The 22924-nt window shown below is 65.5% G+C and carries 28 protein-coding genes; 14 read left to right on the forward strand and 14 right to left on the reverse strand.

Going from position 1 to position 22924, the window contains the following annotated elements; translation table 11 throughout:
• Positions 1-3: 3 nt before the first annotated feature.
• Complete coding sequence (locus IY716_RS02075) at positions 4-507, reverse strand: tetratricopeptide repeat protein (protein WP_218219985.1); 504 nt, start codon at positions 505-507, stop codon at positions 4-6.
• A gap of 425 nt (positions 508-932) precedes the next feature.
• Here IY716_RS02075 and IY716_RS02080 point away from each other — a divergent pair, with 425 nt between their 5' ends.
• On the forward strand, positions 933-1880 hold the full coding sequence (locus tag IY716_RS02080; protein ID WP_218219986.1) for a C40 family peptidase: 948 nt from the start codon (positions 933-935) through the stop codon (positions 1878-1880).
• A 184-nt stretch (positions 1881-2064) separates the two neighbouring features.
• Here IY716_RS02080 and IY716_RS02085 read toward each other — a convergent pair whose 3' ends face one another.
• Together IY716_RS02085 and IY716_RS02090 are read right to left on the reverse strand one after the other, a co-directional pair.
• Entirely contained in the window at positions 2065-2580 is a 516-nt protein-coding gene (locus IY716_RS02085; RefSeq protein ID WP_218219987.1) for a CinA family protein, read from the reverse strand.
• 42 nt (positions 2581-2622) lie between these two features.
• Positions 2623-3654, reverse strand: coding sequence for an aldo/keto reductase (locus IY716_RS02090; protein ID WP_218221351.1), 1032 nt, complete (start codon positions 3652-3654; stop codon positions 2623-2625).
• A gap of 366 nt (positions 3655-4020) precedes the next feature.
• Between IY716_RS02090 and IY716_RS02095 the strand changes: the two genes are divergently transcribed.
• Genes IY716_RS02095 through IY716_RS02120 form a run of 6 tightly spaced genes read left to right on the forward strand, consistent with a single transcriptional unit; the run spans position 4021 to position 6989 of the window.
• Positions 4021-4305, forward strand: a complete 285-nt coding sequence (locus tag IY716_RS02095; RefSeq protein WP_218219988.1) for a DUF1540 domain-containing protein — start codon at positions 4021-4023, stop codon at positions 4303-4305.
• Positions 4306-4361: 56 nt separating this feature from the next.
• Positions 4362-4826: a DUF2243 domain-containing protein gene (locus tag IY716_RS02100; protein ID WP_369699557.1), complete on the forward strand. Its 465-nt coding sequence runs from the start codon at positions 4362-4364 to the stop codon at positions 4824-4826.
• A 34-nt stretch (positions 4827-4860) separates the two neighbouring features.
• Positions 4861-5679: a cytochrome c oxidase assembly protein gene (locus tag IY716_RS02105; RefSeq protein WP_218219989.1), complete on the forward strand. Its 819-nt coding sequence runs from the start codon at positions 4861-4863 to the stop codon at positions 5677-5679.
• A gap of 26 nt (positions 5680-5705) precedes the next feature.
• The gene (locus IY716_RS02110; RefSeq protein WP_218219990.1) at positions 5706-6332 is read left to right on the forward strand and encodes a class I SAM-dependent methyltransferase; all 627 of its coding nucleotides are present in this window, start codon (positions 5706-5708) and stop codon (positions 6330-6332) included.
• Positions 6333-6377: 45 nt separating this feature from the next.
• Positions 6378-6641, forward strand: coding sequence for a hypothetical protein (locus IY716_RS02115; RefSeq protein ID WP_218219991.1), 264 nt, complete (start codon positions 6378-6380; stop codon positions 6639-6641).
• Complete coding sequence (locus IY716_RS02120) at positions 6642-6989, forward strand: SdpI family protein (RefSeq protein ID WP_218219992.1); 348 nt, start codon at positions 6642-6644, stop codon at positions 6987-6989.
• Here the strand turns inward: IY716_RS02120 and map are convergent.
• Entirely contained in the window at positions 6978-7772 is a 795-nt protein-coding gene (map, locus tag IY716_RS02125) for a type I methionyl aminopeptidase (RefSeq protein WP_218219993.1), read from the reverse strand. The two genes, IY716_RS02120 and map, sit on opposite strands and share 12 nt — an antisense overlap.
• A 65-nt stretch (positions 7773-7837) precedes the next feature.
• Here map and IY716_RS02130 point away from each other — a divergent pair, with 65 nt between their 5' ends.
• Positions 7838-8140, forward strand: a complete 303-nt coding sequence (locus tag IY716_RS02130) for a helix-turn-helix domain-containing protein (RefSeq protein ID WP_218219994.1) — start codon at positions 7838-7840, stop codon at positions 8138-8140.
• A 23-nt stretch (positions 8141-8163) separates the two neighbouring features.
• On the opposite strand, the gene IY716_RS02135 is transcribed toward IY716_RS02130, so the two are convergent.
• Entirely contained in the window at positions 8164-8466 is a 303-nt protein-coding gene (locus tag IY716_RS02135; protein ID WP_218219995.1) for a hypothetical protein, read from the reverse strand.
• 128 nt (positions 8467-8594) lie between these two features.
• Here IY716_RS02135 and IY716_RS02140 point away from each other — a divergent pair, with 128 nt between their 5' ends.
• Positions 8595-9299: an ion transporter gene (locus IY716_RS02140; protein ID WP_369699558.1), complete on the forward strand. Its 705-nt coding sequence runs from the start codon at positions 8595-8597 to the stop codon at positions 9297-9299.
• 18 nt (positions 9300-9317) lie between these two features.
• On the opposite strand, the gene IY716_RS02145 is transcribed toward IY716_RS02140, so the two are convergent.
• From IY716_RS02145 to IY716_RS02170, 6 genes are all read right to left on the reverse strand, one after another.
• Positions 9318-9833, reverse strand: coding sequence for an SgcJ/EcaC family oxidoreductase (locus IY716_RS02145; RefSeq protein ID WP_218219996.1), 516 nt, complete (start codon positions 9831-9833; stop codon positions 9318-9320).
• Positions 9830-10627 (reverse strand): SDR family oxidoreductase, encoded by a 798-nt coding sequence (locus IY716_RS02150; RefSeq protein WP_218221354.1) that lies wholly within the window; start codon positions 10625-10627, stop codon positions 9830-9832. Before IY716_RS02150 ends, IY716_RS02145 begins: the two co-directional genes overlap by 4 nt.
• A gap of 72 nt (positions 10628-10699) precedes the next feature.
• Positions 10700-11542, reverse strand: coding sequence for an SOS response-associated peptidase (locus tag IY716_RS02155; RefSeq protein WP_218219997.1), 843 nt, complete (start codon positions 11540-11542; stop codon positions 10700-10702).
• Positions 11543-11793: 251 nt separating this feature from the next.
• Complete coding sequence (locus IY716_RS02160; protein ID WP_218219998.1) at positions 11794-13113, reverse strand: MFS transporter; 1320 nt, start codon at positions 13111-13113, stop codon at positions 11794-11796.
• Between the two features lie 13 nt (positions 13114-13126).
• Positions 13127-13660 carry a hypothetical protein gene (locus IY716_RS02165; RefSeq protein ID WP_218219999.1) on the reverse strand — a complete coding sequence of 178 codons (534 nt, stop codon included), beginning with the start codon at positions 13658-13660 and terminating at the stop codon, positions 13127-13129.
• Between the two features lie 275 nt (positions 13661-13935).
• On the reverse strand, positions 13936-14772 hold the full coding sequence (locus IY716_RS02170) for a formate/nitrite transporter family protein (RefSeq protein WP_218220000.1): 837 nt from the start codon (positions 14770-14772) through the stop codon (positions 13936-13938).
• A 62-nt stretch (positions 14773-14834) separates the two neighbouring features.
• On the opposite strand from IY716_RS02170, the gene IY716_RS13645 reads away from it, so the two are divergent.
• On the forward strand, positions 14835-14957 hold the full coding sequence (locus IY716_RS13645) for a hypothetical protein (RefSeq protein ID WP_255316395.1): 123 nt from the start codon (positions 14835-14837) through the stop codon (positions 14955-14957).
• On the opposite strand, the gene IY716_RS02175 is transcribed toward IY716_RS13645, so the two are convergent.
• Complete coding sequence (locus IY716_RS02175) at positions 14951-15616, reverse strand: SDR family oxidoreductase (protein ID WP_218220001.1); 666 nt, start codon at positions 15614-15616, stop codon at positions 14951-14953. The genes IY716_RS13645 and IY716_RS02175 overlap by 7 nt on opposite strands.
• A gap of 163 nt (positions 15617-15779) precedes the next feature.
• Between IY716_RS02175 and IY716_RS02180 the strand changes: the two genes are divergently transcribed.
• Together IY716_RS02180 and IY716_RS02185 are read left to right on the forward strand one after the other, a co-directional pair.
• Positions 15780-17441: an Ada metal-binding domain-containing protein gene (locus IY716_RS02180; RefSeq protein ID WP_218220002.1), complete on the forward strand. Its 1662-nt coding sequence runs from the start codon at positions 15780-15782 to the stop codon at positions 17439-17441.
• Positions 17438-18019: a methylated-DNA--[protein]-cysteine S-methyltransferase gene (locus IY716_RS02185; RefSeq protein WP_218220003.1), complete on the forward strand. Its 582-nt coding sequence runs from the start codon at positions 17438-17440 to the stop codon at positions 18017-18019. The genes IY716_RS02180 and IY716_RS02185 overlap by 4 nt, the downstream gene beginning before the upstream one ends.
• On the opposite strand, the gene IY716_RS02190 is transcribed toward IY716_RS02185, so the two are convergent.
• Complete coding sequence (locus tag IY716_RS02190) at positions 17937-21296, reverse strand: DNA polymerase III subunit alpha (RefSeq protein WP_218220004.1); 3360 nt, start codon at positions 21294-21296, stop codon at positions 17937-17939. The genes IY716_RS02185 and IY716_RS02190 overlap by 83 nt on opposite strands.
• Entirely contained in the window at positions 21293-21643 is a 351-nt protein-coding gene (locus IY716_RS02195) for a hypothetical protein (RefSeq protein WP_255316396.1), read from the reverse strand. The genes IY716_RS02190 and IY716_RS02195 overlap by 4 nt, the downstream gene beginning before the upstream one ends.
• Before the next feature lie 145 nt (positions 21644-21788).
• Between IY716_RS02195 and IY716_RS02200 the strand changes: the two genes are divergently transcribed.
• A complete protein-coding gene (locus IY716_RS02200) occupies positions 21789-22133 on the forward strand; it encodes a DUF3253 domain-containing protein (RefSeq protein ID WP_218220005.1) in 345 nt (114 codons plus the stop codon).
• A 5-nt stretch (positions 22134-22138) separates the two neighbouring features.
• On the forward strand, positions 22139-22876 hold the full coding sequence (locus tag IY716_RS02205; protein WP_255316553.1) for a transglutaminase domain-containing protein: 738 nt from the start codon (positions 22139-22141) through the stop codon (positions 22874-22876).
• Positions 22877-22924 lie beyond the last annotated feature (48 nt).

Here is a 22924-nt window from a genome sequence, read left to right on the forward strand (position 1 = left end):
CTTCTACGAGGACACAGGTTTCACGCGACTCCTTATGGCAGCCGCATTACCTGCGATGGCAGGCTTGTAGCGCTCGATGGCCGGTGATGCGAGGAAGTCCACGATCAGATCGAGCAGGGCAGCAACTGAGGCGCTTGATTCTCCCGCATCATGGAGTGTGATGGCCTCGAAGACGCCCAGCGCCGGGGAGGCTGGGAATGCCTGACGGGCTGTCCTGAACACCTCGAGTGACTCTTGGTGTTCGCCCAAGTTTCTGAGCGTGGAGCCGTACTGGACATAGCAGCGCCGAAGCAGATCCCCGTCGAGCCCTGCAGAGAGGGCCCTCTCATAGAAGCCTCGGGCAGTGGCCTCCCGACCGGCAGTGTCATAGGCGCCACCGACTTCATAGAGGACACGAGCGTTCAACGGTTCAGCGTCGAGAATGGGGAGCAGCGCGTCGATCGTCGGCTGCATGTTGTCGCGGTCGCGATCTGCAAAGATCCGGTCGAGTTCCTCTTCCAATGTCATAGCGCCCAATCTGCCATGCGGCGGGACGGCGCGTGGAGACGCCGAGACCCCACCGGTGGGACGGGTCAGATACTGGAATGGGCCTGATACCCGGTCAACGGCCAGATAACACTCTCCCGAGAGTCTCGACCTGGTGTGACCCACTCGATCCCATGCACATGGCATAAATCACCGTGACCATAACGTGACATTCGTTATCAGTCTGTTATACCGTCGTACTTGTGCTCGCGACTGCAGTCCGATGTCGCAAGCTCCTCGGGTCAGACCTCTTCTGCCGCTGACCGGAGTCGTTCGCAAAACTACCGCTAGGCAGAGTGCGGGGCATCGCGGTCCATCGAGACCAGGAGCGCGCGAACTTCCCGGTTCGCACTTCACAGAAGCGGCCCCGCAACAACTGGGAGAGGTTTCCACCGATGACTGAGAACATGACTTTTGCACCGCGCCGTGACCGGCGCCGCCAGAAGAGGCCCACCCTCGCGAACGCAGTCGCGTTCCAGGCTGGCTCCTTCAGCCGAGGCGTTGCCGCTACCGTTGCCGCTTCGGGCCTGGTGATCACCTCCGGAGCCGCCGCCAGCGCCAGCACCGACGTCGAGTCCCCAGAAGTGACCACGCTTGACGTGGCGTCCTCAGGACTCAGCGTGGAGCGTGCCAGCGAGACCGCGTCTGTTGCAGTGACCGCCTCCCGCGAGGCCGAGCTCTCCTTCGACCGCCCAGTCGTTGAGTCCACCCCAGCTCCCACACCTGAGCCCGAACCAGCTCCAGTGCCGGAACCGGAGGAAGCCCCCGCGCCAGCACCCGCACCGGAGCCGGCCCCTGCGCCTGAACCAGAGCCAGCACCCGAGCCGGCCCCTGCGCCTGAACCAGAGCCGGCACCCGAGCCGGCCCCTGCGCCAGAGCCAGCACCAGAGCCGGCCCCGTCCCAGGAGCCCCAGCAGGCCGACACTGGCGGGCAAGCGCAGCAGCAGGCACAGGGCAACACTCAGGTCGCCTCCTCCGAGTCGGCACAGAGCGACGCGCCAGCTTCCAGCGGCGGCAACGGCTCGATCGTCGGCGCCGCATATGCAGGCCTGGGCAACCCCTACTCCTTCGGCGGAACCAGCCCCAGCGGCTGGGACTGCTCCGGGTTCATCAACTGGGCCTACTCCCAGGCCGGTGTCTCCGTACCGCGCAGCACCTACGCCATGATGAGCTCCATGCGCCAGGTCTCGTCCCCTTCACCGGGTGACATCGTGATCCAGAACGGTGGCAGCCACGCAGCCATCTACGTGGGCAACGGTCAGCTGATCGGCGCCAACAACCCCCGCGTTGGAACAGTGCAGTATTCGCTGAACTCTCCATACTGGTCGAACACCATGTACCTGAGCGCCAACTGACACCTGCTCCTCGTAGCGGTCCAGCACCGCGCCATTCGGAGCTCGTGCGCCACTGACTGCACGACAGACGAAAGCGGCGAAGATCCATGTCTGCCCCGCGGGCATTCACGGGTCTTCGCCGCTTTTCTCTATGAGGCTTCGTGATCCCTGGAGTCACTGGCTGGGCACGAGTTCAAGCGGGCGTTCAGTGCCCTTCCCGCGCTGACAGCGTGTGCCGTGTCAAGAGGGATCGCAGCAGCTGCAGGGAACGCAGCTGGGTCTGGGCCAGAATCTCCAGGGGTTCACCCGAGAAGTGATGCAGTTCTGTCTTGACAGTGCCCAGAACTCCGGCAGCCAGCCAGGTCGTCCCGGGAGCCTGTCCCTCCTGGCCTTCTGGGCCCCCGGCACCACTTGCTGCCAGGCCTGCGTCTGATCCGAAGAGCGCTGTCACTCCCTCGACCATGCTGACGACGGCGTCTTCCGAGATCACCGGACCTTCTGGCACGTTCAGCACCCGATGTTTGGCCTCAGACTGGTAAGCCACCACTCCCCCGGCAAACCACTCACCGGAGCCCGTAGTCGCTGCGAACTGGTTGGCGAGCTTCCCGCCGGTCAGCGATTCGGCCACCGCCACGGTCACGCCTTGTCCAGCAAGGATCGTGCCTATTTCGGTAGCAACTTCCGTAGCTTCTGCCTCGATGCTTTCGACGCTCTTCGTCACCGTCTCTCCCGTTCTTTCGTCTGATCTCCAATGGGCGGGCCCCTACCGTCCGCCGCTCATCTTGCGGTGGCGTTGCTGAACGCCGGCGGCACCGTAGGGGTAGTCGTCAGTCTCAGGCTCGCTGGCAGCGGTCAACCGATCCAGCTGTTCAGTGCTCAGGTCAAGTGAGTCCGCCCCCATGTTGTCCTGGAGCTGTTCGATCGTCCGGGCTCCGAGGATCACAGAGGTGACCGCTGGCTGGGCCTTGAGCCAGGCCAGCGACACCTGTGAATAGGACGCGCCGTGCTCCTCGGCGACGGCGGACACCGCATCGATGACGCGCCAGGTCCGTTCATCGGAGTTGCGCTTCTCCCAGGCCTCCATGCCCCGTTTCGGGTTCTCTCCGAGGCGCGTCGAACCCGTGGGCTCCTCATCTCGGCGGTACTTCCCGCTCAGCCAGCCACCTCCCAGGGGCGACCACGGCAACAGGCCCAGTCCGGCGTCGAGGGCTGCGGGGACGATCTCATGTTCGATTCCACGGACGAGCAGGTTGTACTGGGGCTGCAGGGTCACCGGCAACGACCAGCCGTGCCGCTCCGCGAGTTGGACAGCCTTGGTGAGCTGCCATCCGGTGAAATTCGAGAATCCGTAGTATCCGATCTTTCCGGCCGTGACCGCATCATCCAGAAAGCGCAGCGTCTCATCCAGTGGGCTGATCGCGTCCCAGGCATGCAGCTGGTAGAGGTCGATGTGGTCCACGCCGAGTCGACGCAGCGACGCATCCAGCGCTTCACGCAGGTGCCGGCGCGAGGTCCCAAGATCGTTGGGGCCCTGCCCCATCGGGAACCGCCCCTTCGTTGCGAGGACGATCTGCTGCGCCTCGGTGGGGTGAGAACCGAGCCACCGACCGATGATCTCTTCACTGGTGCCTGTGGTGTAGACATCGGCCGTGTCGATGAAATTGCCGCCGGCTGCTACGTAGGTGTCGATGAGCGCGTGCGAAGTCGCCTCGTCGGCCTCCGCCCCGAAAGTCATCGTTCCCAACGCCTGGGTAGAGACGATGGCACCGCTTCGGCCCAGTGTTCGATAAGTCAGGTCAGCCTGAGTCATGTGACGTCCTTCGTAGATAGTGCGTCGCGCCCATCGGATGGGGCCTCCGACGACGCTGGGTGTGAGCCCGATCATTTAACCCCATACAGGTCCGACTGCAACAGCCCATTCCTCGCAAGAACTGGCTATCGGCTGAACAAACCCTGGCCGCCTCCTTGGGCGATCGGGTCAGTTCGGCTGTGAGAACAGGTCAGCGCCAACAAGCTGAAAACACTGGTTCGGCCTCGCGAAATCCGCGCAGGGGAAGGTGATTAGGTCACACAACTGATCCTTTTTGATCGCTCCATTCAGGTCTACGGTGGACACATGGACCCGCCAACCCGGGCGGTCACACCGAGGAGGGTACTTGTCATGAGCACACAAGTTTCGGAATGCAGCGTCGCACGCTGTTCCTTCAACGACCATTCCCACTGCAACGCCGCGGCCATCACGGTCGGTGGGGAGGAAGACCATGCAACCTGTGCCACGTTCATCGACATCGGCGTCGACGGTGGTCTTCCCAAGGTGTTGGCGGGGGTCGGGGCCTGCCAGCGCACTGAATGCCTCCACAACGATCACCTGATGTGCAATGCGTCTGAAGTCCGTGTAGGTCCGGGAGCCGACAATGCAGACTGCCTGACCTACACCCACGCGTGAAGCCCCACCACCAGCAATGGGGGTCAAGGCCATGATGCATCAGTAGGCTGACCCTTGTGAGCAGACACTCGAAGGTCAGGATCGACCGACCCGTGCTGCTCTCCGGCGTGCTCTTCGGTTCGGGGATCGCTGCCTCGATGATCGACCTGTTCATCTTCCATCTGGCCCTACAGTGGCACCACTTCTACGACCTCTCCACCACGGAAGCAGCCTTGACTGCCGACGGGTTCTTCCACGCCTTCGGCTGGTTCATCACCATCTGGGGTCTCTTCCTGCTGGCGGACCTGCGTCGACGTACTGCGGTTCCCTGGAAGCGCTGGAGCGGCGCCGTCATCACGGGGGTGGGATTCTTCCAGCTTCTGGACGGCGTGGTCAGTCATAAGGTGCTGGGCATCCACCAGATCCGCTACGGCGTGGACCTGCTGCTCTACGACGCGGTCTGGATCGGCAGCGCCCTGGCGCTGCTGCTCGTCGGACTGCTCATGCTGCGCCGCACCCGTCCTCGCGACGCCGCGGTCTGAGCGCACCGTGGACGTGGGCTCAGCGCCTCATCAGATGGACCAGCACGACGGCGGCCATGGTGGGGTGCCTGCCGTGGCGGGCATGGACTGGACCGTGCTCGACGTCGTCGTCGTGCTGCTTCTCGGGGTCGGGGCTCTGGGTTATGCCCTGGGGCTCTGGGCAGCCCGGGGGCGCAGCCCCTGGCCGCTCCGACGAACCCTGTTCTGGTATGCCGGAATCGCGTGCGCTGCCGCGGGGCTCCTGGGGCCGGTCGCCCAGGCGGCCCACACCAGCTTCACCGCGCATATGATCGGTCACCTCCTGTTGGGCATGGTCGCTCCGCTGCTGATGGTGCTGGGCGCGCCGATCACGCTGACGATGCGCGCACTGCCCGCCACGGTGGCCAGGAGACTGAGCGGGTTCCTTCGCAGCACCTGGATCAGGGTGCTGACTCACCCGGTGGTTGCTGCGACGCTGAACGCGGGTGGGCTCTGGCTTCTCTACACCACCGAGCTGTTCCACCTGATGCATGCCTCCGCCGCGGTCTACGCCCTCGTCCACCTGCATCTCTTCGTCGCGGGCTACCTCTTCACCGCATCGCTGATCGGGCTCGACCCTGACCCGCACCGCGCCTCGATGCCGGTGCGCTCTGCGGTGCTGATCCTGTTCATCGCCGCGCATTCGATCCTGGCGAAATGGCTCTATGCCCATCCCCCGCAGGGGGTGGAGCCCGCTGACGGCCGTGCGGGAGCGCAGCTGATGTACTACGGCGGAGACGCAGTGGACGTCACGCTGATAGTTTTGCTGTTCGCTGGCTGGCATGTGGCCACGCGTCCGCGGACCTCGCGAGCCCCACTGGTCAGCCCGTTCTGATGACCCTGAGATGAGAGGGGCCGACCGTGACTGAGGCAAGCCCGAAAGACTTCTGGGAGAACCGATACGCGGATGCGGAGCGGGTGTGGTCCGGCCGTGTCAATCCGACGATGAGCTCGCTGGTGTCTGATCTGCCCGCAGGCCGAGCACTGGATCTTGGCTGTGGTGAGGGCGGCGACGTGCTCTGGCTGGCCCGCCGAGGCTGGGAAGCCATCGGCGTCGACATCTCCGAGACCGCTGTCGCGCGGGCACAGTCCCGCGCTGACGCAGAAGACCTCGGCGAGGGAAGCGCCGAATTCTTCTCCGGGACGCTTCCGGAGGCAATGCCCGCCGGCCCGTTCGATCTGATCACGGCTTCCTTCCTGCAGTCCCCCGTGGCGCTGGACCGACTCGAGATCCTGAGCGCGGCCGCCGGGCGAGTGTCGATCGGGGGCTGCCTGCTGGTGGTCTCCCATGCGAGCGCACCGCCGTGGTCCCAGCACAAGCACGGCCCCGATGAGATGCCCACTCTCGAAGGTGACCTGGAGGCGCTGCACCCCAGCGTGGCGTGGGAGGTCGAGGTCGGTGAGCTGCGGGAGCGCTCGGCGGTGGGACCTGATGGTCAGGAAGCCACCCTGGAGGATCTGGTCATCCTTGCCAGGAGGCTGGAGTGAGCAACTAAAGTGGTGGCCAGGTCGGACCGGACGGAGAGGGACGGTATGAGGAAGAAGACCAAAGACCTGCTCGTCGGAGCGGCGCTGGGGCTTCTCCTCGCCACCGTCGTCGAGGTGGTGCGCCACCTTGTGGAGGGCGAGCGCTCCCTCACCGACATCGCCTGGAGTCTCTGGGTGGTGCCATTTGCTGCATTCATGTGGAGCGCGCGTCAATCGGGTGAACCGAATGTGGTGCGTGGTCCGCGCGATCGTCCTCTGGCCGAGCGTAGGGAAGGCCGGTCCACGGATGCAGAAGCGGAGCCGCGCTAGATGCTCGCGGTGATCGTCTTTGGAGTCCTTCTGACGGCGGCCGGGCTGCTCACCAGCTGGCTCGGGTTCACCTGCCGGGATGGGAAGCTCCCGATGAACGCACTTGTGGGGATCCGCATCCCCTCCACCATGGTGGACGCTGAGACCTGGGCGCGGTCGCATCAGGCCGCGTGGGGCTGGATCGTGACGGCAGGCGCGGGACCCGTGTTCTCGGGCCTCGCACTGCTAGTCCTCGGCGAGGGTGGCGGACTCTGGGCTATTGGGGGCGCTCTGTGGCTGCTGGTCTTCATCATCGGCGCCTCCGTGGTGGCCTCGCGTGCGGCACGGTCGACGTCGTCAGACGCCTGATCCGCCGCTGGAGCGCGTCGGCAGGGTGAGGATCTCTGCGCCGTCCTCGGTGATGGCGATCGTGTGCTCGCTGTGCGCGGTCCGGCAGCCCGTCGCACTCTTGAGCGTCCAGCCGTCCTCCGCAGTGACGAGTTCGTCGGTGTCGGCCATGATCCAGGGTTCCAGCGCGAGCAGCAGCCCGGGCTGGAGCTTGTAGCCGCGTCCGGGACGTCCGGTGTTCACGATGTGCGGGTCCTGGTGCATGGTGGAGCCGAGACCGTGGCCGCCGAATTGAGTGTTGATTGGGTAGCCCGCGTCGCTGAGGACGGTGCCGATCGCGTGGGAGAGGTCCCCGATTCGGGCTCCCGGTCCGGCGGCGGCGATCCCCGCAGCGAGAGCGCGTTCCGTCGCGTCGATCATCGCGAGGCTCTCCGGCTGCGCGGTCTCCCCCACGAGGAAGCTGATCGCCGAATCCGCCACGACCCCTTCCAGTGAGACGGCGAGATCGAGAGTGAGCAGGTCGCCGTCGGCAAGGGCGTAGTCGTGGGGCCGGCCATGGAGCACGGCATCGTTGACCGAGGTGCAGATGTAGTGGCCGAACGGCCCCCGGCCGAAGGATGGTTCGTAACCCACATAGCAGGACGTGGCCCTTGCCTCGAGGATCATCTCCTTGGTCCACTCGTCGATCTCCAGCAGGTTGGTCCCCACCGTGGCACGCCGCTTCATGCTCTGCAGGATGTCAGCGACCAATTTTCCGGTGGTCTGTGCCCGGCCCAGTGCCGTGGCGTTCAGGATTTCGATCATGCGGGACCTCTCTCCGGTTCCAATAACTATACCGGCCATATTATCCCGGTATTAGAATCGGTGCCATGGTCAGATTGCCGCTCAGCCCTGAAGACGTGGAACGTGGAGAACGGCTCGGAGTTCTGCTACGCCGAGCCCGTGGCGGGCGCTCCATTCTCGCTACGGCGCTCGAGGCCCGCGTGTCCCCGGAGACCCTGCGGAAGATCGAATCCGGTCGGGTGGCGACTCCAGCCTTCCCGACCATCGCCGCGATCGCACAGGTGCTGAATCTCTCGCTGGATGCCGTGTGGGCGGAGATGAGCGAGCCCGAACTCGAGGGCGCATCCCGGGACACGGATCACGAAGCCCGGGAACGATCAGTGTCCTAGGTCCTCGATCACTGGGAGCCGGCCTATGCCTGGGCGGCTGCCACCCTCCGGTTGTGCAAGAGGTTGCGGATGCATCCGGGAAGAGCTCCCAGCAGGATGGCGATCGGTCCTGCCGCCGCACCATAGAGATCGCTGAACAGCCAGCCGCTCCCGAGGAAACAGATGAGCGCCAGGAACCGCACCACGTAGACCTGCGGTGGATTGACCGGCGGTTTTCCGAAGAAGAACGGCAGTCGTGAGTGGGGATTGACCTGCCGCAGCATGTCAAAGGATGCAGTGAGCAGCACCGCTGCAAGAACCCAGAGGACGATCGCGAGTAACTCCATCGGACCATTTCACATGCTGGACGTTGCCCGGTCAACAATCCGGCGGACTGCCGCGTCTGGTGCCTGGGTCCAACTCGTAGAGTGTTGTCAGAGAAACCGTCCCCAGAGGCCCCGGAGGTCACGCGACCGTGAGCAGCGCAACGAAGCCCGCAGAGACCGAGCAGGTTGAGAGAGTCGAGGCGGCGGAAGGTCTCGCGGCCAAGCTGGACCGGCCCATGGGGCTGCTCGGCGTGGTCTTCCTCTTCGTGTTCCTAGGACAACTCTTGGTGACCGAACCCGGGTGGAGCCGTATCCTCACCATCGCCGGCTGGGTCTTCTGGGCCATCTTCGTCGCGGAGTTTCTTCTGCGCGCCTACATCGCCGGGTTCCAGGCGAGATTCTGGCGGCGTAACTGGTGGCAGGTGATCTTCCTACTGGTGCCCTTCCTGCGGTTCGTTCGCGCGCTGCAGGCCGTGCGCCTGTTGCGCGTGGCTCGAGTGGCCAGGGTCGGCGGCATCCTCTCGGCAGGCGTGCGCGGTTCCCGCTCGGCCGGGCGGCTGCTCTCCAGCAGGATCGGGTGGCTGGCCGCCGTGACGATCGTGGTCATCCTCGCCGCGAGCCAGCTGCTCTATGCCTTCGAATCCCATACGAGCTACGGCGCCGCTCTCTACGAGTCCGCGATGGCCACGGTGACCGGCACCGGAATCACCACCGAGGATCCGTTCTCCAAGGGAGTGCAGCTGGTGCTGGCGGTGTACTCGGTGGGTGTCTTCGCAACCCTTGCCGGGTCACTCGGTGCGTTCTACCTGCGCGGGGATGAGCCTGCGGACGCGACTCCTGGGGACGAACGCTGATGGGTAAGCCGAGTCTGCTCAACCGTGAGTCGGGCCGCCGAGGTCTTGATACGCCGTCGGGCGTAAGGCATCACCCTCAGCGGCAAGGGTCTCTGCGCCAGCAATGCGGTCGGTGTTCTGCGCGCTGACGGCCAGCCACGCGCCGTCGTCGTCTGTGGTCTGCTGTTTCCGCACAGTGAAGCTGATGACCCCGTGTCGCTCTCCAGGTGATCCTTCAGCCGTCTGACCCGGGGCAGGTGACTGACCGGTCAGCGTCCAGAGCGCATGGACGACGGCGATACCCTCCCCCAGCGCGCGGACCCGCACCTTGTCCAGGCGCATCTGCGATCCCGCGAAGATCCGCCGAAAGCCGTAGTCGTGCGCGGCGCGTATGCGCTCCCGAGTGTTCCACCACAGCCCGACCACGTTGACGAAGTCGGCGTCCTCGACGAACAGCGCAGCCAACGCGTCAGCGTCGGCCGCGTTCCAGGCATCGGCGAAGCCCAGGGCCACATCCTCCGGAGTGCTCGCTGCAGATGCGCGGTGTGGGCTCACGGCAGGATCGAATCGACGTAGCCACCATCGACCCGGAGAGCGCCGCCGGTGGTGGCCGCGGCGAGCGGCGAGGCGAGGTAGACCACCATGTTGGCGATCTCTTCGGGCTCGATCAGCCGGTGCAGCAACGATTGGGGTCGATGCTCCTTCATGAACTCGCGCTCGGCCTGAGGCCAGGGCGTGTCCGCGTCCACGAGCTGATACACGAAATCCTCGACTCCCTCGGTGAGCGTCGGTCCGGCCATGACCGCATTGACCGTCACACCCGAGCCGGCCGCTTCCTTCGCGAACCCTCGCGACACCGCCAGCAGCGCCGACTTGGTGGCACCGTAGTGGATCATCTCTGCGGGAATCACCACGGCAGAGTCGCTCGCGATGTTGAGGATGCGACCCCAGCCACGGGCGGTCATCTGCGGCAGGGTGGAGCGGATCAGACGGACTGCGGAGAGGACGTTGACCTCCCAGAAGCACTGCCACTCAGCGTCGGAGATCTCCAGGGCGGGTTCAGCTCCGAAGATGCCGAGGTTGTTCACCAGGACGTCGATGTGCCCCGTGACCTCCAGCGCCGCAGTGAGACCTTCGTCCGTGGTGACATCTCCCGGTGCGGCCAGCAGGTTCTCCGGACTGATTCCGTCGGCGGTGAGTTCCTGGACCGCGGCGTCGACCCGCTCGGCGCCGCGCCCGTTGATGGCGACCCGCGCTCCGGCCTCGGCCAGGCGTTTGGCGATAGCCAGACCGATCCCCTGGGTGGAACCACTGACGAAGGCGGTCTTGCCGCTGAGGTCCAATGCGATCATGTTCGGCTCCTGGGTTGCGGATCGGTCTGCTGATCCTAAGGCCGGTCAAAGCGGGTTCATTCCCCGCCGTCATCCCCAGAGCGTGGGCACAGGGTCCAATAGTGCGGGGCCGTTGTTGCGGACGTTGCCGACGCCGGGGTCCACCTCGTAGATCTCCCAGCCGCTGGCGACGTCGAGGATCTCGGCGCGCAGCTGTTCCAGGAGGACCTGAAGCTCCTCGGGGCCCTTATCCCCCGGCTGGATCCACTGCTCGGCGAACTCCGGGGTCATGGCCAGCGGGATGCGGTCGTGCAGTTCAGCAAGGTCCGTGAGCACACTGGCTCGGCCGCCAGAGGATCGGGCATCGGCTGTTTCGTCATCGGCTATTGCGTCACCGGCGGCCTGGTCACCGGCAGTCTCGGGTGAGGGGCCGGTGAGAATGGAACAGGACAGGATCCAAGGGTCTGGCTCTCCCCGGGCCTCGGCGTCCTTGTCCTTCCACCACTCGTAGAGACCGGCGAACACCAGGGGGGAGCCATCGATCGCGCGAATGGCGTGCGGTCGCTTCTTCGCGCCCCCTGCTTTCCACTCATAATAGGCGTCCGCGGGGACGGCGCAGCGTCGCGACTTCGCTGCTGAGCGGAAGCTCGGCTTTGAGACCACCGTCTCGGAGCGCGCGTTGAAGGTGCGGGAGCTGAAGGTCATGTCCTTGGCCCACACCGGCAGGAGTCCCCAGCGAGCCGGGTGGAGCTCGCGCAGCAGCTGCCCGGCGTCGTCGTATCGTTCCACCAGAATGGAGACGGTCGAGGTGGGGGCGATGTTCCAGTTCGGGGGCAGCTCGAACGCCGGCGGCTGAACCGGCCCCAGCCTCGCCCGATTTAGGTCATCAGCCAGGTCGCCGGTGTCTTTGGCCATGACATAGCGTCCACACATGGTGTGAGCTTTGCAGATACGAGTGTCTGCGGCAATCGGCTTCGCTGAAGGGGTAGCACCGGCGGGGTCTGCTCGCGAGACGCCCCCTGAGCTGGACCTGGGCGGGTCTCGATCCTTGGGCATCGCGACGGGGCAGACAAAAGTGTCTCCCGGCAGCAATCCGAAAAATCGTAGAGCTGATGCAACGTCGTAGCCCTATAGCTCTACGATTCGCTAGAGCGCTACGACAAACGCCGAGAAGGGGTGGGGGCTCAGGCCGGCTCCTCGCCCGGCGCATCCGGCGCATCCTGCGTCGGCCGCACAGCGTCGTCGTGCTCCATCATGGTCCACGATCCGCCGAGGAGCGGGGTCAGCGTGATGACCGTGTACACGACGGCGACGACGCCGAAGGCCCAGCTCAATCCAATGGTATCGGCCGCCACTCCCCCGAGCAGGGCGCCGAAAGGGACCCCCGCCCACGCGCCGGCGTTGATCATTCCAAAGACCCGTCCTCGCATCTTCTCGGGCACGCGCTCCAGCTGGACGGCCCCAAGAATGGGATTGATCGCTCCCGCGGCGAAGCCGGACAGCGCGGTCGTCGCCAGCAGAACATCCAAAGGCGCGCCGAAGGCAAACGCCGCGGCGGAGGGCCCTCCCGCCAGAACGAAACAGACGGCGAACGTGATGCGCCGTGGGAATCGATGGGCGACGAAGCCGAACATCACATTGCCCAACAACGCGCACCCACCCATCGCCGCAACCAGGATTCCCAGTGCGGCGGCTCCGTCGAGTCGGTCCTCGGCATAGAGGGGCATCAACGTCGAGCTTCGTGCGGCGTCCAGGAGATTGGTCACCAGCACAAGTGCCACGATGAGTCGCATCAACGGATCCTGCACGATGAAGTGCAGTCCTGCCCTGAGATCCGACCAGTACGACGATGGTCCAGGCGCCGCACCCACGGAGTCACCGGGGTGGTTGTGGGCTGCGGCACCAGGAACGAGCAGCCCTGTCACAACGGCAGAGACAGCGAACGTGGTCGCGTTGACGAAGAGAGCCGCGATGGGGCCGAAGCTCGCAACCAGCAGGCCCGCAACAGCTGCACCCACCAACCGAGCAAGCCGCTCCGAGCCGTCCAGAAGGCCGACGCTCTGCTCAAGCCGGATGCCTGCGCGGGCCGACAGGTTCGGCAGCATGACCCGTCGGGCAGTCTGTCCGGGGGTGTCGAGCAGCCCCGCCGCGAAGACCAGCAGCAGAAGTGTCCAGAAGGGCAGTCCTAAGGTGAGGGCCAGGAGGGGTATCAGAAGGACGAACGCCCCACTGGCCAGATCCGCCACGATGGCCACGCGTCGGTGCCCCGCCCTGTCGACGACGACGCCGCCCAGGGCGCCACCAATGACGATGGGTGCCGTCGCACAGAACGCGGCGATTCCGACCTGGACCCCCGTTCCTCCAGTACCGAGAACGTAGAACGGCACCGCGAACGTGGTGACCACATTGCCGGTCTGCGAGATCGCGTGCGCAGCAAGCAGTGCTGAGAGGGACCGGCCCGCTCTACGACTGTCGACCCCCGGCTGCGTTGTCCTGAGCTTCATCAGTTCTCGCAGATCAGGCGCGGCGGTAGGCCTGGTAGACCAGAGCCACCGGCTGGGCGCCGTCGTGATCGGTGGCTTCCTGTGTTGTAACGTCGTGAGCTTCACTGATGCGGACCCACCGTTCGACGAGAGACTCCAGTTCGGATCTCATGTCACTGAGTTCCGCTGCGGTCAGACGGAGGCTCCGGTCACCAGTTGCTGCCGCGGCGACCCAGTCACGCGGCAGCCCGGGGATCGCGTCGACATAGCCTGAAAACATGGCGGCATAGGCTTGGGCCACAGACTTCTGCAGTTGAGACGACGCCGCGAGCTTCTCTGGATCATCAAGCAGCTCCGCAGGCTCCCAGCGTGTGAGCTGGTCTGTGGCTTTCCACCACCGTTCCCGCCTGTCACTGCTCAAAGGCTCGGCTGATTCGATGACACCGATCGAGGCAAGCTTCCCCAGGTGATAGCTGATGGTCCCTGGCGCCTCGTCGACCATATCGCCGAGCTGCGCCGCGGTCTGAGAGCCGATTTCACGAAGCAGGCCGAGAAGACGGATGAGCAAGCACCCGCATCTCAGCGGCTGATGTGACGGTGGAACGGTCGGAATTGGTGGAGGCCATGGTGCCACACTAGAAGCACAACAAACGTTGCGCAATAGTTGTTGTGCACGTGCAGGATTGCCCTCCGCAATCTCAGCCAGCCCCTAGGCCCCCAGCCGAAAGAATCGTAGAGCTCTTGCAACGTCGTAGCGCTATAGCTCTACGATTCGCTAGAGCTCTACGACAAACGCTGGGCGAGGGGACGGGGCCGTGGGGCCAAGACTCCTCCCCCAGTCCCCTACTCGCCGCGAGGAGCGTCCGGGTCCTCGGGTGAGGCGCGCCGTCGTCGTTGCACCAGTTCTTTGGTCCGGACGAGGCGCAGGGCCGTCACCAGGCCGACGCCGCCGAGAATGTTGAACAGCAGGGTGAAGCCGAACCAGGTCAGCCACTCCAGGAACGGGATGTCCGCCCCGGTCTGCATGGCACCGAAGATCAGTAGCGAGTCCAGGATCGAATGGAAGAGCTGGAGCCCGGCAAGCAGGAAGCCTGCGCCGACTGCCGCGATGATCCGCGCCGGGTCGGAGTCGGTGCCCTGCTGCATGCGCGTCAGCAGCGTGATGATCATTCCGCCCAGGAGGGCCAGACATATGGTCTGAAGGGAGTATGGGGCATCGAGGAAATGCGCCGCAGATTCCCTCACCGTTGATTCCCATTCGGGGAATGCCTGCATCACCAGCCACATGAAGACCCAGCCGCCGACCAGGTTCGCCACCAACGTGCCGCCCCAGAGCTTGCAGAGCTGGACGATGCTGCCCTCGCGCGAGACCACCGCGGCGATCGGCATGAGGAAGTCCTCGGTGAACAGCTCGCTGTGCGCGAGCAGGATCGCGACCAGTCCGATCCCGAAGGCGAGGCCTGCCAGCAGGTGGTTGTCGGTCTCGTGCAGCACAGCCAGGTAGGCCATGACACCGAGGCCGACCTCCATGCCGCCGAAGAGCCCGGTGATGAGCATCGCCCGGAAGGTCCGCTGCAGCCGCTCAGCTCCCTCGTGCACCGTGTTGTCGAAGGACTCCTGCAGCTCTTCTTCGACGGGAGTGTCGTTGTTGCCCAGTTCCCTGCGCCGTTCCTCGCTCATGTGATGTCTCCGGGGTCCGTAGGTTCCAGCGCCTGATGGCAGTGAGTCTAGTGTTCAGAGCTGTGTCACTGCTGACCACCCCAGCAGGGGAGACCACAGCGGGCCCCGGTCGAAAGACCAGGGCCCGCTGTGGTGATGCGATGAAACTCGTCGAGCTGTTGCTCAAGCTGCTGCTGGACTACTGATCCATGGGCTCGGCGAACACGCGGAACTCGTTGCGCTCCGTGTGCATGTCCCAGAGCTTCTCCGCCAGAACCTTCGGGTCCTTGTTCTCGCTGCCCTCGGTGATCTGCCCGGGGATGATCAGCTGGCCGACGTGGATGTTCTCTTCCGCCAGCTCATCGTGCAGCATCTGCGCGAACGCGCTCTCGCCGGCAAATGCGATGGAAGTTCCTGCCACCTTCGCGCTGGGGCGTGCGCCGCTGCCGCCGTTGATGAACAACACTGTGCCGCGGCCCAGGGCACGCATGCCCTGCAGCACCTGGTGCGTTGCTGCCACGGGCCCATAGATGGAGAACTCCACCGCACCCTCAAGATCCTGGGCAGTGGTCTCCAGCAGCGGGCGCAGGAATTCCTTCTGCGGCAGCGGGCTGTAGGTCATGACCTCGATGGGTCCCAGTTCCTGCACGGCCTTGTCCAGGGCCTCGGTCAAGCTGCGGGTATCCCGCACGTTGGCCTCGAAACCTTGGGCGGTGAATCCCTCGGCGTTCAGCTCCTCGGCAAAGGCGTCCACTCGCTCCTGGCTGCGGGAGATCAGCGCGAGGTTGAAACCTTCCCGGCCGAATCGACGTGCCACAGCGGCTCCCAGGCCGCGTCCTGCTCCAATAAGCGCAACGGTAGTCATATACGTCCTTCCGTGAAGTCACCGACTCAACACCTCGCGGAATCGAGTCTGTCGTCATTCTGTGCCCGCGCACTTTCCGTGCCGGGCTCTCTGCGCACAACCACCCACGGCCAGGTCCGATTCCCGCTAGCTTTCTAACGGCGCGAACTGTGAAATAGAGCATATGGAGCACAACGAGGACTTCGACCGGCGCTACCGAGCCGTGCAATCACGTGATCGCCGCTTCGACGGGCAGTTCTACACCGCTGTCTCCTCCACGAAGATCTATTGCCGTCCCTCCTGCCCCGCGCAGACCCCGAAGCCGGAGAACGTCACCTTCTTCTCCACCTCCGCTGCCGCCCATGAGCACGGCTACCGCGCCTGCAAACGCTGCCTGCCCGATGCCACACCGGGGGCCCCGGAGTGGAACATCCGGCAGGATCTCGCCGGACGTGCCATGCGGCTGATCAGGGAAGGCGCCATGAATGACGGCGGCGTGCGGACTCTCAGCGCCCGGCTGGGCTACAGCAGTCGTCACCTGCACCGCACGCTCACCGCAGAGCTCGGCGCGGGTCCGCTCGCCCTGGCCCGGGCGCACCGAATGCATCTGGCGCGCAGCCTGCTGGTGAGCACGCAGATGTCGATCACCGATGTCGCCTTCGCCTCGGGATTCTCCTCGGTCCGGCAGTTCAACGCGACCGCATCCACGCTCTTCGACGCCACGCCACGGGAGATCCGTCAGCACGCCCATAGAGGATCGCAAGCTTCGCCAGGACGCCCGGTCGACCAGAAGGGTCCCGATGCCGGCCCGCAGCTCTCGCTGCGACTGGCTCTGCCGGTGCGCGAGCCCTTCAACGCTGCGGAGGTGTTCCGTTTCCTGGATCAGCGCGCGATCCCTGGGGTCGAATCCACTCAGCTCGACGGCGAGGCGCTCGTCTATGCGCGCACGCTGCGGCTGACCCATGGGCCCGCCGCCATTCAAGTCACTGCCGCTGAAGTCACCGTCGCCCCAGACGGGGGTGACTTCGCGACCGAGGTTGGTCGGTGGCAGCTGCAGCTGGACTGTGAGCTGAGCTCCTTTGCGGACATCCCGGCCGCCGTCGCGGTGGCTCGCCGGATCTTTGACCTCGACGCCGACCCGCTGGCCGTCGTCGCGGCGCTCTCCGCTGACCCTGCCCTGGGGCCCTGGGTGACGGAGTGGCCCGGTCTGCGGATGCCGGGAACCGCAGACGGCCCGGAGTACCTGATTCGCGCGATCGTGGGTCAGCAGATCTCCGTGGTCGCGGCACGTACCCAGTTGACTCGGCTGGTCGACGTGCTGGGCACGCCGCTCATCTCCTCCTTCGCCGGGCTCTCCCGGCTGTTCCCCACGCCGGAGGAGATTCTTGCTGGGGTGCCGGAACCGCCGTCACGCAAGGGACCTGGCCCTCATGTGGCGCTGGACCCTGAGCGGCCGCTGAGGCTTCCCGCCCGATCTATCTCCACGGTGCGGATCGCAGCGCAGGCCCTGGCCAGCGGAGAGCTGCAGCTGCACCAGGGAGCAGACACCCGTGCCCTGCATGAGCAGCTCACCGCTATGCCCGGGATCGGGCAATGGACCGCCTCCTATCTGATGCTGCGTGTGCTGGGGGATCCGGATGTCTGGATGACCGGCGACGTCGTCCTGGTCACCGGTGCCAAAAAGCTTGGAATCTTGGACCCCGACCTGAACAAGGCAGCCGCTCACCGCGCGCTGCAGACCCACGCGCAGCGTTGGTCTCCGTGGCGCTCCTATGCCGCGATGTACCTCTGGAAGGCCGCTGCGCAGAGTGCAGTACGTCAGCCCCGAAAGGACACCAGCTCATGACCTCGCTTGACACACAGCTGCACCGCGTCACTCTGCACACACCCGATGGTGCTTTCAGTGTGATCGCGGATGAGACCCACGTGCTGGCCTCCGGGTGGACCGCGGAGATCACCGAGCTGCTCAGCCTGATCCACCCGCACCTGCGCGGGAGCGCCGCGCAGACCAGTCAGGTCCCGGAGGACGGCACGCACCCGGTGCTCGCCCACGCACAGCAGGCCGTGGAGGCCTACTACTCCGGGGACCTCAGCGCGGTGGACAGCGTGCCGGTGCACCAGCGCTCCGGACCGTTCCGGGAACACGCATGGGCCGTTCTTCGAGAGGTCAGCCCCGGTCAGCCGCTCAGCTATGCCGAATATGCACAACGGGCGGGCAGTCCGGCGGCGATCCGGGCGGCGGCGGGTTCCTGCGCGAAGAACGCGGCCGCGCTGTTCGTTCCCTGTCACCGGATCATTCGGACCGACGGCGGGCTCGGTGGGTTCCGCTATGGGGTGGAGATCAAGCAGAGCCTGCTGCAGCGGGAAGCTGTCCCGGCACCGTCTCTCCGCGCAGATCCCAGGCTCGCGTCGCCTGCACGGTGACCGCCCGGGGCCCGGTGCGCCGGATGGTGCCCTCGGCCATGAGCATCTTCGCCGCGAAGAGGCATTCACCGGTGTTGTACTGGGCCTCTTCGAAGAAGCTCAGGTCCACACAGCCGGTGCCGTCGTCGAGGGTGATGAACACGACCCGCTTGCCGGAGGCCATCGGCGGAGTCTGCGTGGCCACCCGAATCCCCGCCACCCGCACAGTGGCGCCATTGCGCAGCGAGAGCAGCTGTTCAGCGAAAGTCGCCCCTGCTGCCTCGAGCACCGGGCGGTGGATCTCCATCACGTGACCACTGGTGTCCAGCGAGGTCAGATCCAGCTCGGTGGTGACGATCTCACGGACCTGAAGCTCCCCCGCCCCGGTGGGCATATTGGCGATCTCCACATCACCGAGGGGCAGCGACAGCTGGCCCTGCACCTGGCGAGCCGGCGGCTTCTTGGCGTACTCCAGGTTGGTCGACTCCACCCATTGAATGAGGTCCTTGCGTGCCTTGCGCCCCTCGGGCAGCAGGCAGTCCAAGGCGCCGACCTTGGCCAGGTCGCGCAGCGTGGAGCGCTTCAACCGGGAGCGATCCCGCAGATCGGCCAGCGAAGCGAAGGGCTGTTCGGCCTCGATGCGGCGCAGCTCGGTCTTGGAGATCCCCTTCAGCCCGATCAGTGACATCCGGATCCCCCACACCGGCAGCCCCGCCACAGAGGTGGCCTCCACGTGATAGCTGCTGGTAGAGCGGTTGACGTCCATCGGCAGCAGCGGGATCCCCAGACGGCGAGCCTCGGAGACCAGCAGCCGCAGCGGGTACATGCCGGGATCATGTTCGAACAGGCCGCAGAGGAAGTGGGCGGGGTGGTGGGTCTTCAGCCAGGCCGACTGGTAGGTGGGCACGGCGAAGGCGGCTCCGTGAGCCTTGCAGAAGCCGAAGCTGCCGAAGCTGAGCAGGATCTCCCAGACCCGGTCGATCACCGCGGCGGAGTAGCCGCGCTTGGCGGTCTTCTCGCGGAAGAAGATCTCCACTGGACCGGCCTTGTCCTTGCTCATCGCACGGCGCAGCTCATCGGCCACGTCGAGGCCACACTCGGTCATCGTGTCGAAGATCCGCAGCACCTGCTCATGGAAGACCACCACACCATAGGTCTCATCCAGGATCGGCGCCAGGTCGGGGTGCGGGTAACCCACCTCCTCGTAGCCGTGGCGGCGCTCCAGGTAGGGCTTGACCATGCCCGAGCCCATGGGCCCGGGGCGGAAGAGCGAGATGTCGACCACCAGATCATTGAGGGTCTCGGGCACCAGCTTGCCGATCAGTTCACGCTGGCCGGGGCTCTCGATCTGGAAACAGCCCAGCGTGTGGGTGGACTGGATCATCGCGAAGGTCGCCGGATCGGCATAGTCCACGTCCTTGACCATGTCGATCACCTCCCCGGTGGTGCGCTGCAGCTCGGTCAGCGCATAGGCGATCGCCGATTGCATGCGCACCCCGAGGACATCGAGCTTGATGAACCCCATCGGGTCCATATCGTCCTTGTCGAACTGGCTCATCGGCAGTCCGTTGACCCCGGAGCGTTCCACCGGGGTGAGCTTGAGCAGGTTGTTATTGCCCAGAATCACCCCGCAGGGGTGGGTGGAGATGTGCCGGGGCAGCCGGTCCAGACGCTCGGAGAGGTCCACCAGCAGGTCCAGCTGCTGGCGTCCGGAGGTGCGTTCGGTCTCGATCCGCTCGGCGAGGCTGCGCAGCTCAGGCTTCTCCTCCAAGGCGCGGCGGAACTCCCGAGCGGGGAAGCGCCACATGATCTCGGCCAGCTGATCGATCTCCTCCTCGGGGAGTCCCAGCGCAAGCCCGGCATCCCGCACCGCGCCGCGGATCCGGTAGGCGTTCTGCATGCTCATCAGGGTCACCCGCTGGGAGCCGAAGCGTTTGAACACCGCCCGGTAGATCCGATGCCGCTCGGCCGATTCCACGTCGATGTCGATATCGGGCAGGGTGGAGCGCCTCCGCGAGAGGAAGCGTTCGAAGATCAAGCCGTGCTGCAGCGGGTCGATGGGACTGATCCCCAGCGCGTGAACCACCAGAGAGGAGACCGCCGAACCGCGGGCGGCTGCCCGGACGCCCATCTCCCGGATCAGCCGGGCCACCTCGGCCACGGTCAAGAAGTAGGGGGCGAAGCCCAGGTCGGCGATGATGCTGAGCTCATGCTCCAGCCGGGCCCGCACCTCGCCGGGGCTCTCGGGATCCGCGTCATTGTCCTGCTTCGCGCCAGACTCCGGATCCGCGCCCCTGAGCTGGGCTGCTGCCTGCCGAGCCTGCTCCTCGGCGGCGAGCATCTCCGCCAGGCCCTCTTCGCAGCGCGCGCGCAGCTCCTCATCGGGGTCGCCTTCGATTCCGATGACGGTGGCCTCAGGCACCTTGGGCTGACCCCAGCCCATGTCTGTGATCGGATCCAGCTCACATTGGCGTGCCAGCCTTTCGGTGTTCTCCAGCAGCTCCTCCGCAGAGATGGAGGTGGTGCTGGCAGCGCAGATCTCGGCGGCCAGGGCTTCCATCTGCACGGCGGGCTTCAACCAGCCCTGATCGGTGGGCTGCAGTGCAGCGGTGTGGTGCAGGTCCGAAAGCACCCGCACGGCGTCGAGCACATCGGCAGTGGCGGCCTCATCGGTGCTCAACAGCCGCACGGCATTGGTCAGCACCGGGGTGACCCGGCTGACCTGGGCGGCGCTGAGCATCCGCACGGCATGAGCAGTGGAGAGCGCCTCACCGGGAGGCGCGAGATGTGAGACCACCTCCACCCGCAGGGCCTCCCCCAGCACCTCGCGCCACTGCCGCAGCAGCGCCCGGGTGCTCCGGTAATCCCGGGAGGCCGCGGCTTCACCGATCTCACTCTCCGGTCCGGCCAGCACAAACAGACGACGACGCACCTCACCTGCGGCAGGGGCGGCGAACTCCGCCAGATCCTGCAGACTCACCCGCGCGGATTCACCCTGTGGGCGCTCGTGGGCGCGCGAGATCAGTTCGCACAGAGCGGCATATCCCCCGCTGGCTCCGCTGGCCAGCACCACTGCCCGGCCGCGCTCCTCCACGGCGAGGCTGACACCAAGGATCGGGGCAACACCGAGATCCACGCAGGCACCGATGTGCTTGACGGCGCCATAGAGCCCGTCCCGGTCGGTGATGGCCAGCGCGCGCATCTCATCGGCTGCGGCGGCAGCCACCAGTTCCTGGGGACGGTTGGTGCCGTAATGGCTGCTGAAGGAGCTGGCCACGTTCAGATGGGTGAAGGTCAATGGACCCTCACCACGCGCCAGCGCCCGGAGGCGAGATGACGGCTGACGTCGATGGTGCGCACTTCGGTGACCTCGGTGCGGGAGACGGCTTCGGGCTCGACCTGCAGACGCCACATCTCATGGGCCACCAGGCCGGGACGGCCACGTTCGGCCCGAGGCTCTTCGAGCCACCAGCTGCGCCGCTGGAACCAGCGAATCGGTGTTTCCACCACGAGGTGCCTCCGCTCTTGCCAGATCACCCGGTGGGGCATCGACTGTTCATCGCATTCCACCTCGATGGATTCGGTGAATGTCACCGCTCCGCGGCGGGGTGCTCGATCAGCTTCGGGACGAATAACAGTGGACATGGACAGGCTCCTCTTTCATGTCTCCAAGAGGTATGACGAAGCCGATGGGAAGCCCGGGAGCCTCATCGTATTCGAACATACTTTCGATAGCAACAGAAGTGAGCCTAGGGTCCGGCACTGACACGGATGGGTGCAGACTGGAGGCATGGACGAGCCCTACGCAGCATCCGACCGCGAGATGGAGCGCGCGATCCTTGAGCTGCTCGCGAAGCGTACCGAGTCGGCGACGATCTGTCCCTCCGATGCCGCGCGCGCCGTCGGCGGGGAAGAATGGCGGGATCAGATGGATGCTGCCCGGGCAGCGGCGCGGCGCCTGGAGGCCGCCGGCGCCGTGGACATCACGCAGCGCGGCGCAGTGGTCGATCCGGCGACCGCCCGAGGTCCGATCCGCATCCGACGGCGTCCGTCCGGCGGATCAGAACCTTCCGAGACGGTCTTGCGCGAGACTCGGAAGCCTGGCACCCACAGCACTTCGGAGGTCCAGCCGTGACCTCGATGACGGTGCTCTTCACTCCTTGGTACAGGCGCATCCCCACTCGTTCGGCGGGAACCTGCGATCAGCCTGGATCCGCTGAGCCCACTGCGATTCTCGATCACAGGTCCAGCGCCATCTCCCACCTGGTCAAACGCTCACACCAATCAGCGGGAAGTGACGATCCTGTGGCGATCCTGAGGGAAGGTCATTCGATCATCAGAGATGAGGTGCGCGCCGTCTACGCCCTTGAGGAGCGCACTCCTGTCTCTCACGTATTCTCACGTGGCTTCGGCTCCTGCAGTCAACGTCTCGCCGTTCTGGAGAGCGTCGCCCGCGCACTAGGCATCCAGACCCGCGTGCGCGCCCTGCTCATCGACCGCTCATTCTGGTACCCGCGCTTCCCCAGGACGAAGTTCGCCCTCCCTGATCAGATGCTGCTCGCGTGGCCCGAGTTCAGGATCAATCAGTGGAAGCCTGATCAGTGGACTCCTGCCTCAGAGCTGTTCGGTTCGATCGGATGTCGCGGAGGCGGTTCATTCACCAACAGCGGATCAGAGACGCTGTTCGAGGCAGTAGGACGCTGCGCTGTGGATTGGGACGGACGAGAGGCGGGCGGCACTCACGATTTGTCGCACTTCATCAGGGCCGATCACGGCTACTTCGCGAATCGGGATGACGCCTTCGCCGTTCTTGGACAAACGCTCTGCGGTCCATCACGCCTCGTGGCGGACCCGCTTCTCCGCCGTATATCCGCCTGATCCGCTCGCCCCAGCTGTACACGCACGGCCAGCACACCAGTGAGGATC

Origin of the sequence: Nesterenkonia sp. Act20 (genome assembly GCF_019173455.1) — a bacterium.
GTDB lineage: Bacteria > Actinomycetota > Actinomycetes > Actinomycetales > Micrococcaceae > Nesterenkonia.

Excerpts from the sequence above, each read along its gene's own strand:
- IY716_RS02175 (WP_218220001.1), bottom strand. The coding sequence starts at position 15,616 with ATGACTACCGTTGCGCTTATTGGAGCAGGACGCGGCCTGGGAGCCGCT.
- IY716_RS02185 (WP_218220003.1), top strand. The coding sequence starts at position 17,438 with ATGACCTCGCTTGACACACAGCTGCACCGCGTCACTCTGCACACACCC.
- IY716_RS02180 (WP_218220002.1), top strand. The coding sequence starts at position 15,780 with ATGGAGCACAACGAGGACTTCGACCGGCGCTACCGAGCCGTGCAATCA.
- IY716_RS02155 (WP_218219997.1), bottom strand. The coding sequence starts at position 11,542 with ATGTGTGGACGCTATGTCATGGCCAAAGACACCGGCGACCTGGCTGAT.
- map (WP_218219993.1), bottom strand. The coding sequence starts at position 7,772 with ATGATCGAAATCCTGAACGCCACGGCACTGGGCCGGGCACAGACCACC.
- IY716_RS02195 (WP_255316396.1), bottom strand. The coding sequence starts at position 21,643 with ATGTCCACTGTTATTCGTCCCGAAGCTGATCGAGCACCCCGCCGCGGA.
- IY716_RS02170 (WP_218220000.1), bottom strand. The coding sequence starts at position 14,772 with ATGAGCGAGGAACGGCGCAGGGAACTGGGCAACAACGACACTCCCGTC.
- IY716_RS02095 (WP_218219988.1), top strand. The coding sequence starts at position 4,021 with ATGAGCACACAAGTTTCGGAATGCAGCGTCGCACGCTGTTCCTTCAAC.
- IY716_RS02115 (WP_218219991.1), top strand. The coding sequence starts at position 6,378 with ATGAGGAAGAAGACCAAAGACCTGCTCGTCGGAGCGGCGCTGGGGCTT.
- IY716_RS02160 (WP_218219998.1), bottom strand. The coding sequence starts at position 13,113 with ATGAAGCTCAGGACAACGCAGCCGGGGGTCGACAGTCGTAGAGCGGGC.
- IY716_RS02130 (WP_218219994.1), top strand. The coding sequence starts at position 7,838 with ATGGTCAGATTGCCGCTCAGCCCTGAAGACGTGGAACGTGGAGAACGG.
- IY716_RS02080 (WP_218219986.1), top strand. The coding sequence starts at position 933 with ATGACTTTTGCACCGCGCCGTGACCGGCGCCGCCAGAAGAGGCCCACC.
- IY716_RS02205 (WP_255316553.1), top strand. The coding sequence starts at position 22,139 with ATGACGGTGCTCTTCACTCCTTGGTACAGGCGCATCCCCACTCGTTCG.
- IY716_RS02120 (WP_218219992.1), top strand. The coding sequence starts at position 6,642 with ATGCTCGCGGTGATCGTCTTTGGAGTCCTTCTGACGGCGGCCGGGCTG.
- IY716_RS02075 (WP_218219985.1), bottom strand. The coding sequence starts at position 507 with ATGACATTGGAAGAGGAACTCGACCGGATCTTTGCAGATCGCGACCGC.
- IY716_RS02105 (WP_218219989.1), top strand. The coding sequence starts at position 4,861 with ATGGACCAGCACGACGGCGGCCATGGTGGGGTGCCTGCCGTGGCGGGC.
- IY716_RS02135 (WP_218219995.1), bottom strand. The coding sequence starts at position 8,466 with ATGGAGTTACTCGCGATCGTCCTCTGGGTTCTTGCAGCGGTGCTGCTC.
- IY716_RS02200 (WP_218220005.1), top strand. The coding sequence starts at position 21,789 with ATGGACGAGCCCTACGCAGCATCCGACCGCGAGATGGAGCGCGCGATC.